The sequence below is a fragment of the Paeniglutamicibacter sp. GQ140 genome (assembly GCF_059759235.1).
On sequence record NZ_JCAXDW010000002.1, the window covers coordinates 92,247 to 105,380 of the forward strand.

Here is a 13,134-nt window from a genome sequence, read left to right on the forward strand (position 1 = left end):
GGCTCACGTCTGCGGGCGACCGGCATTTCCCCGCATGTGGCCGGGAACGCCCGCCACCGGCGCCGCGCGTTTGGGGCGGCGCCCCTCAATCCTCCCGCGCCAGGAATTCGCGCACCCGGGCACGCACCGGCTCGCGGTCGTAGCCGTTGACCATCGCCCCGGCCATGCGCACGGGATCGCCGAAGAAAAAGTACTCGTAGAGGGCCTGGCGGCCGGAGAACCCGGTGATCGAGGCGTCGTAGGCCAGCTTGAACAACCGGATGCGCTCGGGCCCGGTCAGGGACTTGCCCTGCAGGTACGTGGCGATGTCATCGCCCGCCACCTCCAGGTCCGCCTGGCCGGGCAGCGCCATCAGGCCCGAGGCGCAGAACTTCCGGATGATCTCCGGGAAGCGCTGGGAGATCTTCGGGTACCAGTTGCGCGCCGCGTTCAGCGTTGCCCAGTGCGGCAGCAGCACCCCGTCGGCGCTGGGGGCCGCCTGCACCTCGGCGGCGACGACCAACGCCTTGCCGATCTCCACATTGCGGATCAGCTCCGCCAGGTCCTCCTGGATGTGCGCGAATCCGTCGATGCCGATGGCGCCGGCGATCTCCGAGGCCAGCCCCAGGTAGAACTCGGACTTGGCGACGGTGCGCGTGACGACCTGGTGGGTCATCAGCGCCCCGGCACCCGTCTCGGTGTACCAGGCATTGCAGAGTTCGGGGCGCCCGAGCATGAAGATGCGTTCGTTGGGGATGAACACGTCGTCGAACACCACCACCGCGTCGATCTCGTCGAAGCGGGCGGCAAGCGGCTCGTCGTGCGTGTTCCCACCGTTGTGCAGCCCCGTGCGGCAGAGGTAACGCAGCCCCGGCGCGTCGTTGGGCACGGCCACGGCGAAGGAATAGGGGGCGTCGTCGGGGGTTCCGCGCAGCACCGTGGAGGGGAAGACCAGCAACTCGTCGGCAATCGGGGCGACGGTGGCCAGCATGCGGGCGCCACGGAGCACAATGCCGTCGGCACGCTCCTCGACGATGCGGGCGGTGAGCTGTCCGCCCATCTGCTCGGAACCGGAGACCGAGCGGTTCACCTGCGGCGGGATCAGGGTGTGCGTGGCCAGCAGGTCGTTCTCCCGGGCGAACTCGTAGTAGGCCTCGATGCGCTCCCCGAACACCGGGTCCGCCTGGCCGAAAAACGTCTTGGCAGTGGCCAGTGCGGTGAGCGCGGAGTTCATGTAGTCGGCCGTCCGCCCCAGGAAGCCGTTGGAATACTCGGCCCACGTGGTCGTCGCGGCACGCCGCCGGGCCAGATCCTGCACGGTGCGCGGCACCAGGAAGGAGGCATTGACCAGTTCCCCCGACGTCGGGGAGACATAGGTCAGCGCCTCGCGGTGCACAGGGTCGTGCTGCATGTCGTAGAGCTTGGCGTAGGTAAGAGCGAGCTGCCTGAACGCGGGGTGCCGGGTGAGATTCCCGGAGACCACCTCCCCGTCGATGACCAGGTGCGGGCGCATCGCGTCCAGCTTGGCGAGGAACTGTGCCCCGGTTCGGATGCCCATCGTGAATACCCCTCTTGAGTGGTGGCGCTTGTTCGGTTGCGGTCTCGGACCTAGAGCAACTCCTCGACGCCCAGGTGGCGTTCGGGGATGGTGGTGAATGACGAGTTGGCGAAGGCGAGCGCGTCTCCGCGGCGGTAGTTGAAGTCCCGGACCTCTCCCAGGTAGAGCGTGTGGTCCCCGCCGCCGTAGGCGGCCCACGGGGTGCAGGAGAAGTATGCGAGCACTCCCGCCAGGCGCGGGGCGGTGGGACCCTCGATCCAGGCGGGGTCCTGCGAGGGCCGCCCGGCGAAGTGCAAGGCGAGGTCCTTTTGCTCGGCGCCGAGGATGTTCACGGTGAAGGCGCGGTTGGCCAGCTCGTCGTGGGCCCTGGTGGAGCGGGCGATGGCGACCAGCACCAGGGGCGGGTCCATGGAGACCGAGGTGAACGAGTTCACCGTGATGCCGTGCCGCCTGCTTTGTCCGTCAAATGTCACAATCGCCACCCCGGTGGCAAATCGGCCCAGGCTGCCGCGAAAATGTGGCAACGTGGAGGCATCGATCCGGCGCGGAACGCCGCCCTCTGCGACTTCGTGCTGGCCCGGGACAATCATGGCGTGCCCCTGCTTCCCTTCCGCCCGTCCCTCGCATTCACGCGCAAAATGTTCTAATATCGAACGAGCAGTTCCAATAGAGAATTGTATTTGCACCATAGCCCAGCGCGGGGTGACCCACAACCCCCGCGGGCCCTGCCCCAATGCGCGAATCCATCGAAGGACGGCACCAACCCCCATGACCGCCACCAGCACCACCGCCCCAGCCTCGCAGACCCTCTCGCGCGGCATCCGCATGCTGGAGATCCTGGCCGAGGCCAACGGGCCGATGACCATTGCCGAACTTGCCGAGGACCTGGGGGTGCACCGCTCGATCGCCTACCGGATCCTGCGCACCCTGGAATCCCACCGGCTGGTCACCCGCGACGAGTCGGGGCGGGTGCATGGCGCCCCGGGGTTGGCCGTGCTGGCCAGCAGCGTGCAGCGGGACCTGCAGAGCGCGGCCCTTCCGGAACTGACGTTGCTGGCCAACGAGTTGAAGATGTGTGCCTTCATAGCCGTATGGGACCAACCCGACTGCACCACGCTGGTCACCGTGGAACCGCGCCACGTGCACGCCGCGGTGGTGCAGCGCCCTGGCTCGCGCCACCCCTTTGGCCACGGCGCGCCCGGCATTGCGATGCAGTCAACACTCACCCAGGCCCAGTGGGAAGCACTGAACCACGAGACCCCGTACCGGCAGATCGCCTCCGAGGCCCGCACCCTGGGCTACGCCACCAGCATCGACGAGGTCATCCCGGGCCTTTCCTCGGTCGCGGCACCCATCACCGTGCCGGGGCAGCTCCCGGCGGCCGTTGCAGTGGTCTACAGCACCGGATCCCGGACGAACGAGGTCGCCGCCATCGGTGCGCGCCTGCAGGCCGCCGCCCGCGCCATCGAGGCCGAGCTCGGCTAAGTCCCCGGTGCCATATGCAGGCGGGCGGCGGTTCGGGGAATCATCCCTTTCGAACCACCGCCCGTTTTGGGTGCCGGGTAGCCCCGCTAGGGGCGCGGGCCGGAACCGCCCATCATCGTGCGGCGCTGGAGAGTGCGCAGGATCGCCATCGCAATCCCCGAGACCAGGAGCAGGCCCGCGGCACCGGCAGCGACCGCGTAGGCGCCGGCATAGCCGTGCGCGTCGGCGAGCAGTCCGGCCAGGGAGTTGCCGATCGCGGTGCCCACCACGATCCCTGAGGACAGCAGGGTCATGACCGTGGACAGGCGGGCGGGCGGGGCGATTTCCCCGCCGAGGGTGAACACGGTGACCAGGATGGGGCCGACCGGGATGCCCACCAGCAGCAGCGCGGCAATCATCGGGCCCAGCTCCCCGGGAAGCTGCAGGGCCAGTGCGGCGGGGACCATGAAGATCGCCGCGGCCAGCCAGCGGCTCGCCTGCGGCCACCCGCTGGGCCAGAACGCGACGGACAGTGCGGCAATGGCCGAGGTGAGCCCGACGGCGGCGTAGAGCAGCCCGCCGATGTTCGCGTTGCCCAGCGCGCCGGCGAAGGCCAGGGTGCCGGCGGCGCTGGAGCCGAAGAAGGTGCCCATGCCGATCATGCCGATGACCGCGAGGCCGATCCCGCCCAGCTGGTGCGCGGTGAGCTTGACCTTCACGGCGTTGCGCACCGCCGGCACCACCGCCCGTTCGGTGCGGTGCAGCGCAAAGAGCGGCACCAGGACCAGGGTGAGGACCGCGGCGATGGCCAGCGGCAGCCAGGGGGCGACCAGCGCGGCGAACAGGCCCACGGCGGCCGGGCCGAGCACGAAGCCCAGCTCGTCGACCATCGACTCGTAGCTCAGCGCCGCGGAGAGCTCGCGCCCGCCGGTTTCGCGCTTCCGGGTCAGCGCCATCCAGCGCACGCGGGCCAGCGGGCCGACCTGCGGGCCGGTGGCGCCGGCGAGGACCGCCAGCAGCACGATGACACCCAGCGGGGCCAGGGGCCCGGCGCCGCCGAACCACAGCAGCGCGGTGATGAGCAGGGACTGCAACACGGCCACCGGCAGCAGCACGCGGCGCTGGCCGAGCCGGTCCGAGAGGTAGCCGATGGTGGGTCCGCCCACGGCGGAGCCCAGGCCGACCATGGCGGCGGCCATGCCGCCGGCGGCGTAGGATCCGGTCGAGTCGATCAGCAATGTCATCGAGCCGATGGTCAGCATGGCCAGCGGCAGTCGGGCAAAGAAGCCCAGCGGGAAGAAGGCCCAGCCCACCAGCGGCGGAAGCGCCGCATAGGGCGAGGAGGCGGTGGCGGACTTGTTCGGGAAAGTGTTGGTCATGGCGATGCCGGGTACTCCACATACATGCGTGTAGCGTCCCTGCCTCCCGCTACACAGAACCCTTTGCAGACATCGTCCAGTCTATCCGAGGCCCGCAAGGGCCCTGCTCACACCCCGATCTGCAGCGACACGGTCGAGCCGTTGCGGCCCTTGTGAACGTTCAACCGGGTGGCGATGCGCTGCTTCATCTCGGCCACGTGCGAGACCACCCCGATGACCCGCCCGCCGCTGCGCAGCGTTTCCAGGGCGTCCATGACCTGCTCCAGCGTCTCCCCGTCCAGTGAGCCGAAGCCCTCGTCCACGAAGAGCGTCTCGATGTCGATGCCGCCGCTCTGCTGCTGGATCACATCCGCCAGGCCCAGCGCCAGGGCGAGCGATGCCATGAACGACTCCCCGCCCGAGAGGGTCTGGGTGTCGCGCCTGACCCCGGTCCAGGCATCCAGGATCTGCAGGCCCAGCCCCGACTTGTTGTTCCCGCGCGGGGTGTCGTCGTGCACCAGCGAATAGCGCTGCCCGGTCATCAGCAGCAGCCGCGCGGTGGCGGCGAGCGCGACGGACTCCAGCCGGGCCGCGAGCACGTAGGTGCTCAGCGTCATCTTCAGCCGGTTCTCCCCCGCGCCTCGGGCCAGCTCCGCGATGGCCTTGAGCGTGGCGTAGCGCTCGAGCACCGGCCCGGCCGCGCGCGCGAGGTCTGCCAGCTTTTCGAGTGCCGCGTCCAGGCGTCCGGCGTAGCTGGTGAGCACCGCGTCGCGGGCCAGCAGTGCGTCGCGGGCCGTGGCGGCATCGTCCGCCTGCTGGCGTGCGGCGGCGTGCTCGTCCTCGCCGGGTGCCTGGATGCCGTCGGCGACCTCGGTGCGGGCCAGCTCGATGCCCGGCGCCTCGGCGAGGGTCTTGATGCGCACGGCCTCGTCGTTGTGCTCGCGCACGCGCCGCTGCTCGTCGCTGCGCCGGGCATCGTCTAGCAACAGCCCGTTCCATGCGGCGGTGTCGGCCACGCCGATGTCCGCGAGCTTCCCGGCCCACAGCCGCGCGGTGGCCTCCAGGTGGGCGGCCGCATCGGTGCTCGCCTGCACCGCGGAGGCAAGCGCCTCCAACGCGGAGGCGGCCGCGCCCAGGAGCACGTGGCGTTCGGCCAGGGTCTGGCCGTCCCTGCCCAGCTTGGCCAGCCGCGCCTCGAGCTTCAGTGCCCTGGCTTCCTCGGCGTCCCGCTTCGCGGCGGCGACTTCCAGTTCCGTGGCGGTCGTTGACTGGGCAGACACCAGGGATTCGAGCTCCGCCTCCGACCGGTGCAGCGCCTGCTGCGCGGCTGCGGCCTCGGTCCCCGACGCCACGGCCTTGGCGTGGGCCTCGGTTGCCGCCGTGAGTTCGGCGGCGGCTTCTTCGGCGCCCAATTCCCCGATCGCGCCGCGCGACACGTCCAGGGCCTGGTCGGCTTTCTTCAGTGCGGCCCGCTGCTTCTCCTCGGCCTTTTCGGCCGTGGCCAGCAGCCCCTGGGCAGCCTCGATGTCGTCGGGGGCGACAAATTCCCCCGCGGGAAGGGTGGCCGGTTCCGGGTGGGTCGTGGATCCGCAGACCAGGCAGGCTTCCCCGTCGACGAGTTCCTTCGCCAGTGCCGCGGCCGATTGCTCCAGTCGCAGGGTGATCAGCGCCGCGACCTCTTCGCGGGCCTCCAGCGCGTGGGTGCGTGCGGCATTCCAGGTGGTGTGCGCACGTGCCTGCGCCGATTCGGCCCGGGTGCGGGCGAGCACCGCGTCGCGCCGTTCGGCGGCGGTGTGCACCGCGGCCCCGAGCGCGGAGCTGGATTCGGCCAGGGCCGCGAGTTCCCCGTGCCGGGTGCGCAGGGCGGGGAGCTGTTCCCCGATCTGCTGGATCCGGGAAGCTCGGTCCCGTTGCCGCGCCGTGCCCGCCTGGATGCCTGCCTCGAGCTTCACGATGTCGTTGCGGACCTGCTCCAGTTCCGCTTCTTCCGGCAGCGCGGCCTCGATGAGGGCGGCGGCGGCGCGGGAGGCCTTCGCGGCTCCGGCGGCGTGCGCGCCGAGCGCGGCAAGCCCCTGCGGATCGGGATCCGCGCCGCGTGCCTGTTCCAGCAGCGCGTCGATTCCCGGGTGCTGCGCCGCCAGGGACTCGCGGGCCTCGCCGGTGTCCGCCGCGGCGGCAGCCGCCGCGAGCCTGCGGTGTGCCGCCTCGGTCTTGTCCCGGGCGTCGGAAAGTTGCTGGTGGTAGGGGCGCAGCCCCACGGCACGGGCATCGGCCTCCAGCAGCGCACCGAGCTCGGCGATCTGCTCGGCGCGCGAGTCGTGGGCGGCGCGCAGGGCCCCCAGTTCGGCCAGTTGCCGGTGCCGGGTGGCCCGCTCCTCCAGGGCAGTGCGGGTCTTCTGCGCACCGGCGAGCGCCGCGTCGGCACCCTTGCGGGATTCGGCCAGACCGGCCCGCAGCCCGGACACGCGGGCGCGCAGCACCTCGCCGAGTGCGGCGTCCTCCCCGGCGTCGAGGTGCCCGCGGGCATCGGGCGGCAATCCACCCTCCGCGCCATCGGCCCCGTCCCGCTCGGCACCGGCATCCGCATAAAGCGTGGCGGCCGCGTCGGCGGCCAGCTGCTGCAGGGTCGCGGTGCGGGCGCGCTCGGCGTCCTCGGCCTCGGCGCGGGCGGCGTTCAGCCTCTCGCCCAGGATCCGCTCGGCCATCGCGTATTCGCTGGTGTCGAAGAGCGAGCGCAGCAGGTCCTCGCGGTCCTTGTCCTTGGCCCGCAGGAAGGCGGCGAAGGCGCCCTGGGGCAGCATCGCGACCTTGGTGAACTGTTCCTTGTCCAGGCCCAGGATCTCGGCCAGGACGTGCCCGACCTCGTCGTTGCGGGTGGACTTCTCCACCCAGGCACCGTCGATGCGCTCGCGCAGCCGGGACTGGGCCTGCGCGGTGGTGAACCCGCTCTTGCTGCGCGCCGAGGGCCGTTCCCAGGCCGGGGAACGGGTCACCTCGAAGCGCCGGCCGCCGGTGGAGAATTCGCAGATGACCTCCGGGACCGCCGCGGGCGCGGCGTGGTCGCTGCGCAGCGACTTGCTGCCCGTGCGCACCCCGGGCAGCGAGCCGTAGAGCGCGTAGCAGATCCCGTCCAGCACGCTGGTCTTTCCCGCCCCGGTCTCCCCGTTGAGCAGGAAGATCCCCGCCTCGGAGAGCGCGTCGAAGTCGATGGACGCGCGCTGGGCGAACGGGCCGAAGGCCTCCAGCTGAAGCGAATGGACCCTCATGCCTGCACCTTCTCGCTCTTGACCTGCTCCAGCACCGAGGCCATCAGGACTTCCTCGGCGTCGTTCAGCGGCCGCAGCCTGACGTGGTCGACGAATCCGGCGCAGACCTCCACCGGTGAGGCGGCGGCCGCGAGCCGGTCGGCATAGGAGTGGTGCGGGTCCACTGCGCGGTCCTCGGGTTCGAAGTTCAGCACCAGGGTGTCGGGGAAGCGGGCGCGCAGCCGCTCCATGGCGCCGGCGGGCCGGTGCGTGTCGGTCAGCGTGACCTGGCACCAGGCGTCCTGCGCGGAGGCGTGGGCCGGGTCGGTGAGCAGGTCATCGATCCTGCCCTTGAGGATGCGCAGCTCCTTGGCCGCGGGCCAGTCGATGCCGCGCACCTCCCCCAGCCCGTCGGGGCCGATGTCCAGCAGCCAGGCGCCCTTGCGGTGCCCGGCCTCGGAGAAGGAGTACGGGATCGGGGAGCCGGAGTACCTGACGTGTTCGGCCAGCTTTTGCCGGCCGTGCAGGTGGCCCAGGGCGGCATAGGTGAAGTCCGCGAAGTAGCTCGTGGGCACGATGTCCAGCCCGCCGATGCTCAGCTCTCGCTCGGAGTCGGAGGCGGCGCCGCCGGCGGCGAACACGTGCGCCAGCACGATCCCGTGCACCGGGGTCCCCGCGGCATCGCGCCGGGCGGCCAGGTCCCCGCGCACCTTCTGAAGCGCGGTCTCCACCACGGGAGGGTGCCCGGGCGCGGTGACGTCCAGCGCGTCGGCGACCATGCGCGGTTCCAGGTAGGGCAGCCCGTAGACGGCCACGGAGTAGCCGTCCCGGCCAAAGACCGCGGGCCGGTCGATGTCGGCCAGGGAGGTGCGCAGGTGCAGCCCCGCATGCTCGAGCAGCGCGGAGCCGAAGCCCAGGCGCAGCGCCGAGTCGTGGTTGCCGCTGGTGATGACCATCTGCACCCCCGTGGCCCGCAGCCGGACCAGCGACTCGTCGAAGAGTTGCACCGCGTCCACCCCGGGCAGGGCACGGTCATACACGTCCCCGGAGACCAGCAGCAGCTCCACCGCCTCGGTCTCGATGGTGTCGATGAGCCGGTCGACGAATTCGCGCTGGGCCGCCAGCAGCGAGGCCCCGTGGAAGGAACGGCCCAGGTGCCAGTCGGAGGTGTGCAGGATACGCATGGGATCAACATTAGCCAGCCCGGGCCACGGGTTGGAATCAGCACGGGCGCCGGCGCGAAACAACTAGACTGGCAGGGTGAGTGAATCAACTGATCAGTACGCGCTTCCCGCCGATTTTTCCGACCGTGTCTTCGGCGTGCTGCTGGCCGCCGCCGACGGTGCCGCCCACGCGCGCGACGGCGCCGATCCCGGCGAGACCGAGACCCTTGCCCTGTACCTGCTCGACGGTTTGCTCGAGGCCCTGGAATGGGCGAACGAGGGCGTGTCCTCCGACGAGGCCGCCTGCATGTGGCTGGCCGCGCTGCGCTGGTACAAGCTGGTGAACAAGTCCTTCCCGGCCGGCGCTCCGGAGCCGCAGCCGCGCTGGATCGACGAGGCCTTCGACGGGGCCCCGGACTTCGCCCCGGGCGACAGCCAGAACCTGCTGGCACTGGACAACGCCGACATGGCCTCGGTCGGCCGCCCGCTGTTCCCGAAGGCCGACACCACCGGGGTGCTCACCCGCGCCGCGTTCATGGCGCTGCTGCCCCGGGTCGACGAGGCCACCACGGCCAAGCTCGCCACCGATGCCGCGGCGCTGACCCACGGGTCCCCCTCCGCCCACCGCGCCGCCGCCGCGGCCGCGCTGGTGGTGCGCGCGGCCCTGGAATCCGGGACCGACTCCGTGGGCAGCTGGGCAGCCTTGGTCAACGAATTCGAACCCGAGGCGCCCGAGGCCGGGGATCCGGCGGACCAGGGGCACGAAGCGCCCGAGGCCGAGGCCCCCGAACTGGACATGACGGCCGGGGCGGGGTTGTTCCGGGCCACGACCTACGTGGCGAGCGCGCTGGCGAACACCGAACCGAAGGCGGCGTACGACGCGCTCTTCGAGTCGCTCGGCGAGGATCCTGACCCGGAGACCGCCGCGTACGCCACGGCGCTGCTGGCCGCGGTGCAGGGCACCGATGCGGTGGCCCACCGACCGGCCTCGGAAATCGACCCGATCCTGGACGCCATGCACGACCGCTGGGTCAAGCTCACCGTCGGGGAGTAGTTCCGCGGCGCCCTCTCGGCAGGGCGCCGCCCGGCACGCGGCCGCACCGCTTGCGCGGGCCGGGCCTTGGCTTGGCTAGGCGGCGTCGAAGCCGTCGATGAGCTGCAGGAATTCGCCCTCGGCCAGGATCGCGACGGGCTGCCCGGCCTCCTGGAGGCGCAGCACCCGCTTGGCCTTGCCGGTGAGCCGTCCGGTGGACAGGTCCTCGGGCACGAACCCGTCCCCGACCACCAGCACCGTGGTGGCGCGGGTGACGCGGCTGGCCGTGTTTGCCCCGCGCTCGGCGGCCCTGTCCTTGGCCGCCTGGCGGGAGATGCGCAGGTTGCCGGTGAACACGACCATCTCGCCGTAGAGCGGGTGCGCCGGATCGGCCAGCGGGTCCCCGGTGCGGTCCTCGCCTTCCTGCGGCCAGGCGGCCCACTCGGGCTGCGCCGGCACCGGGTTGCCGCTGGCGGCCCAGCCCCGGGCGTCGCGGGTGGCCTTGGACAGCGCGTCGCCCGGCACGTAGGCAGGGGCGTAGCCCATCTTCACCTTCAGCAGCTCGGCGGCGGCGGCCACGTCCCCGGCGTCCTGGCGGCGGGCGATGTCGATCATGATGTTGGCGCAGGCCCGGGCATCGGCCAGCGCATCGTGGTGGTTTTCCATGGGCGAGCCGGCCTCCTCGGCCACGAACGGCAGCGAGTAGGAGGAGAGCTCGTAGGTGCGCCGGGACATCTTCACGGTGCAGGCGTAGTCGAAGGCCGGGCCGGCAAGCTCGGAGACCTCCAGGGCGGAGCGGATCACGCCAAGGTCGAAGGCGGCGTTGTGCGCCACCAGGGTGTCGGTGCCGATGAAGTTGGCCATCGGGGTGAATAGCTCCCCGAAGCGCGGGGCGTTCGCCACCATGTCTGCGGTGATGCGGTGGATCATCACGTTGCGTGCATCGAAGTGGTCAAACCCCTCCGGCGGGCGCATCAGCCAGGAGGCCTCCTCAACGATCTTGCCGTTGCGGACCCGGCTGAGTCCGACGCTGCAGGCGGAGCCACGGAATCCGTTGGCGGTTTCAAAGTCAATCGATGTAAAGTCCAGGGCCACGAACCAAAGGATACCGCCGATCCCCCGCGGCCGGGGCACCGCCGGGCCCGCATGTGGCGCGAATGACACCGCCCGCCACGCACGAAACCCCCGGCTTGCCGGCCCCGCGACGCACGTGGCCGGGCCGACCCGCCAGGGGTTTCGGATGGCCGTTTTGCCGCGCCGGCCCCGCGGTGGCTACGCGGTGGCTACGCGGTGGCCCGTCGCAGGGTCAGGTACGAGCCGCCGGCCAGGAGCACGCAGAGCATCCCCAGGACGATGCTCAGGCCCAGCACCTGCATCGCGGCGAACCAGGCGCCGACCTGCGGCCAGGCGTCGTTCAGCGTCGCGAGGGCAACCATGCCCAGCACCAGGACGGCGAAGCCGATGCCGGCGACCAGCAGGCCGGATGCCTTCCAGCGCATGTACACCGTTGCCGCCCAGAAGCCGATCATGAACAGCAGCACCATGGCCACGAAGTAGAACAGGATCTGGATCGCCGCGTTGTTCTGGGAAATCCATCCCAGGGCGAAGACCTGCCCGTTGAAGCCCCATCCGCCGGTGGCCTTCTCCACCAGCCCCAGCAGGTAGTACAGGATCGAGAAGCCCAGCGCGATGGCGGCGAACAGCCCAAGGGTTCCCAGGTAGAAGCTCCTTCTCGAGACGCTCATGGCCTGCGAGAACGGGAAGGTGTAGGTCAGGGACTGGATGCCCAGGGCCAGGAAATACCACATGACGGCCTGGCCCGAGCCCGAGTACAGCTCCCCCTCCCGGGCACTGGCCGGCAGCAGCGCCCAGATGCCGAAGGTCATGAGGGTGGAGGCCACGAGGATCACCATCGGGATCCCGAGGAATGGCCACTTGTTGATCAGCTGCATGCGGGCGACCTTGACGACGCGGTTCATTTGAGGGCCTCCTGGTAGTGATCCCCGTGGGGTTCGGCTTGGGCGGACATGGTGGTGCGCACGACCAGCTGCTGCAGCGGAACGGGCGAGAGCTCGAGCCCGATCTCGGCGGCCATGGCCCGCTGGGTCGCCCCGAGCCTGGCCTGGATGGTGACCGAGGCCAGGGAGCCGAGGGAATCGCGGTGCAGCACGCGATACCCGTCAATGAAGGACGCAACCTTGTCCTGGTTTCCCGTCACCGCGACGGCCGAGCCGCGCAGCGTGTCGGCATCCTCGTCGAGCAGGATCCTGCCCTTGTCGATGACCACGACATGTTCCAGGAGGTTCGCGATCTCGTCGATCAGGTGGGAGGAGAGCACGATGGTGCGCGGGTGCAGCGCATAGTCCTCGACCAGGCGGTCGTAGAAGATCTGCCGGCCCACCGCGTCCAGCCCCAGGTAGGGTTCGTCGAAGACGGTGACCTCGGCCCGCGCCGCCATGCCGATGATCACCCCGACGGCCGAGAGCTGCCCGCGGGAGAGCTTCTTGATGCGCCGCCTGGTCGGCAGGTTGAAGTCCTCGATGAGCCGCTCGGCCAGCTCCTGGTCCCAGTTCGCGAAGAACAGCGCGGCCGCCTTGAAGGCCTGGTGCGGGCTGAAGTCATCGGGGTACCTCTGGGATTCGCGGATGAAGCAGATCCGGGCCAGGGTCGAGTCGTTCTCGTACGGGTTCCTGCCGTGGATCAGCACCTGGCCGCCGGTCGGGTAGCCCTGGCCGGCGAGGATGGACATCAGGGTGGTCTTGCCGGCGCCGTTGCGGCCCAGCAGCCCGTAGATCCGGTTTTCCTCCAGGGCCAGCGAAACCCCGTCCAGCGCGTTGGCGTCGCGGTAGGTCTTTGTCAGGTTCCGGACCTCGATGGCCGGCGCGGATGGCGGTGTCATCAGCGGACGCTCCCTTCGGCCGACTCGGCGGCCAGTGACTGGCGGACCATCGATGCCAGCGTCTCGGCGTCGATGCCGAGCTTCCGGGCCTCGCGGGCCAGCGGTTGGATGTATTGGGCCGCGAAGGCGCTGCGCCTTTTTCCCAGCAACTGGTCGCGGGCCCCGGTGGCGACGAACATGCCGATGCCTCTCTTCTTGTACAGGATTCCACTTTCAACCAAGAGGTTCACGCCCTTGGCCGCGGTGGCCGGGTTGATGCGGTAGTAGACGGCGAACTCGTTGGTCGAGGGCACCTGGGCCTCTTCGGCCATGGTGCCGGCGACGATCTCGGACTCGATCAGCTCCGCGATCTGGAGGAAGATCGGCCGCGAATCATCAATGGCGCTCACGACGGCCAACCTTTCTTGACATGCACCGAACCCGGATGCTTCGTTG

General features: G+C 70.5%; 11 protein-coding genes. 2 read left to right on the forward strand and 9 right to left on the reverse strand.

The window, feature by feature from the left end; genetic code table 11:
• Window positions 1-85: 85 nt before the first annotated feature.
• The gene (gene hpaB, locus AC6CHY_RS03160; RefSeq protein ID WP_217389186.1) at window positions 86-1,537 is read right to left on the reverse strand and encodes a 4-hydroxyphenylacetate 3-monooxygenase, oxygenase component; all 1,452 of its coding nucleotides are present in this window, start codon (window positions 1,535-1,537) and stop codon (window positions 86-88) included.
• A 50-nt stretch (window positions 1,538-1,587) separates the two neighbouring features.
• Window positions 1,588-2,127: a flavin reductase family protein gene (locus AC6CHY_RS03165; protein WP_498225423.1), complete on the reverse strand. Its 540-nt coding sequence runs from the start codon at window positions 2,125-2,127 to the stop codon at window positions 1,588-1,590.
• Window positions 2,128-2,305: 178 nt separating this feature from the next.
• On the opposite strand from AC6CHY_RS03165, the gene AC6CHY_RS03170 reads away from it, so the two are divergent.
• Window positions 2,306-3,022: an IclR family transcriptional regulator gene (locus AC6CHY_RS03170; protein WP_217389184.1), complete on the forward strand. Its 717-nt coding sequence runs from the start codon at window positions 2,306-2,308 to the stop codon at window positions 3,020-3,022.
• Window positions 3,023-3,108: 86 nt separating this feature from the next.
• Here the strand turns inward: AC6CHY_RS03170 and AC6CHY_RS03175 are convergent, their stop codons facing one another.
• The 3 genes from AC6CHY_RS03175 to AC6CHY_RS03185 form a co-directional block, all read right to left on the reverse strand.
• Window positions 3,109-4,380, reverse strand: coding sequence for an MFS transporter (locus AC6CHY_RS03175; protein ID WP_217389183.1), 1,272 nt, complete (start codon window positions 4,378-4,380; stop codon window positions 3,109-3,111).
• Between the two features lie 107 nt (window positions 4,381-4,487).
• Window positions 4,488-7,625, reverse strand: a complete 3,138-nt coding sequence (locus tag AC6CHY_RS03180) for an AAA family ATPase (RefSeq protein ID WP_498225425.1) — start codon at window positions 7,623-7,625, stop codon at window positions 4,488-4,490.
• Complete coding sequence (locus AC6CHY_RS03185) at window positions 7,622-8,788, reverse strand: exonuclease SbcCD subunit D (protein ID WP_498225427.1); 1,167 nt, start codon at window positions 8,786-8,788, stop codon at window positions 7,622-7,624. Before AC6CHY_RS03185 ends, AC6CHY_RS03180 begins: the two co-directional genes overlap by 4 nt.
• A 76-nt stretch (window positions 8,789-8,864) precedes the next feature.
• Here AC6CHY_RS03185 and AC6CHY_RS03190 point away from each other — a divergent pair, with 76 nt between their 5' ends.
• The gene (locus AC6CHY_RS03190) at window positions 8,865-9,821 is read left to right on the forward strand and encodes an ADP-ribosylglycohydrolase family protein (RefSeq protein ID WP_498225428.1); all 957 of its coding nucleotides are present in this window, start codon (window positions 8,865-8,867) and stop codon (window positions 9,819-9,821) included.
• Between the two features lie 75 nt (window positions 9,822-9,896).
• Here the strand turns inward: AC6CHY_RS03190 and AC6CHY_RS03195 are convergent, their stop codons facing one another.
• From AC6CHY_RS03195 to AC6CHY_RS03210, 4 genes are all read right to left on the reverse strand, one after another.
• The gene (locus AC6CHY_RS03195) at window positions 9,897-10,895 is read right to left on the reverse strand and encodes a 3'-5' exonuclease (RefSeq protein ID WP_498225430.1); all 999 of its coding nucleotides are present in this window, start codon (window positions 10,893-10,895) and stop codon (window positions 9,897-9,899) included.
• Window positions 10,896-11,083: 188 nt separating this feature from the next.
• Entirely contained in the window at window positions 11,084-11,779 is a 696-nt protein-coding gene (locus AC6CHY_RS03200) for a hypothetical protein (protein ID WP_217389178.1), read from the reverse strand.
• The gene (locus AC6CHY_RS03205) at window positions 11,776-12,699 is read right to left on the reverse strand and encodes an ABC transporter ATP-binding protein (RefSeq protein WP_498225432.1); all 924 of its coding nucleotides are present in this window, start codon (window positions 12,697-12,699) and stop codon (window positions 11,776-11,778) included. Before AC6CHY_RS03205 ends, AC6CHY_RS03200 begins: the two co-directional genes overlap by 4 nt.
• Window positions 12,699-13,088 carry a GntR family transcriptional regulator gene (locus AC6CHY_RS03210; RefSeq protein WP_217389176.1) on the reverse strand — a complete coding sequence of 130 codons (390 nt, stop codon included), beginning with the start codon at window positions 13,086-13,088 and terminating at the stop codon, window positions 12,699-12,701. Before AC6CHY_RS03210 ends, AC6CHY_RS03205 begins: the two co-directional genes overlap by 1 nt.
• Between the last annotated feature and the right edge of the window lie 46 nt (window positions 13,089-13,134).

Bases quoted from the DNA above. Each gene is read 5' to 3' on its own strand.
- hpaB (WP_217389186.1), bottom strand. From the start codon at position 1,537: ATGGGCATCCGAACCGGGGCACAGTTCCTCGCCAAGCTGGACGCGATG.
- AC6CHY_RS03165 (WP_498225423.1), bottom strand. From the start codon at position 2,127: ATGATTGTCCCGGGCCAGCACGAAGTCGCAGAGGGCGGCGTTCCGCGC.
- AC6CHY_RS03170 (WP_217389184.1), top strand. From the start codon at position 2,306: ATGACCGCCACCAGCACCACCGCCCCAGCCTCGCAGACCCTCTCGCGC.
- AC6CHY_RS03175 (WP_217389183.1), bottom strand. From the start codon at position 4,380: ATGACCAACACTTTCCCGAACAAGTCCGCCACCGCCTCCTCGCCCTAT.
- AC6CHY_RS03180 (WP_498225425.1), bottom strand. From the start codon at position 7,625: ATGAGGGTCCATTCGCTTCAGCTGGAGGCCTTCGGCCCGTTCGCCCAG.
- AC6CHY_RS03185 (WP_498225427.1), bottom strand. From the start codon at position 8,788: ATGCGTATCCTGCACACCTCCGACTGGCACCTGGGCCGTTCCTTCCAC.
- AC6CHY_RS03200 (WP_217389178.1), bottom strand. From the start codon at position 11,779: ATGAACCGCGTCGTCAAGGTCGCCCGCATGCAGCTGATCAACAAGTGG.
- AC6CHY_RS03205 (WP_498225432.1), bottom strand. From the start codon at position 12,699: ATGACACCGCCATCCGCGCCGGCCATCGAGGTCCGGAACCTGACAAAG.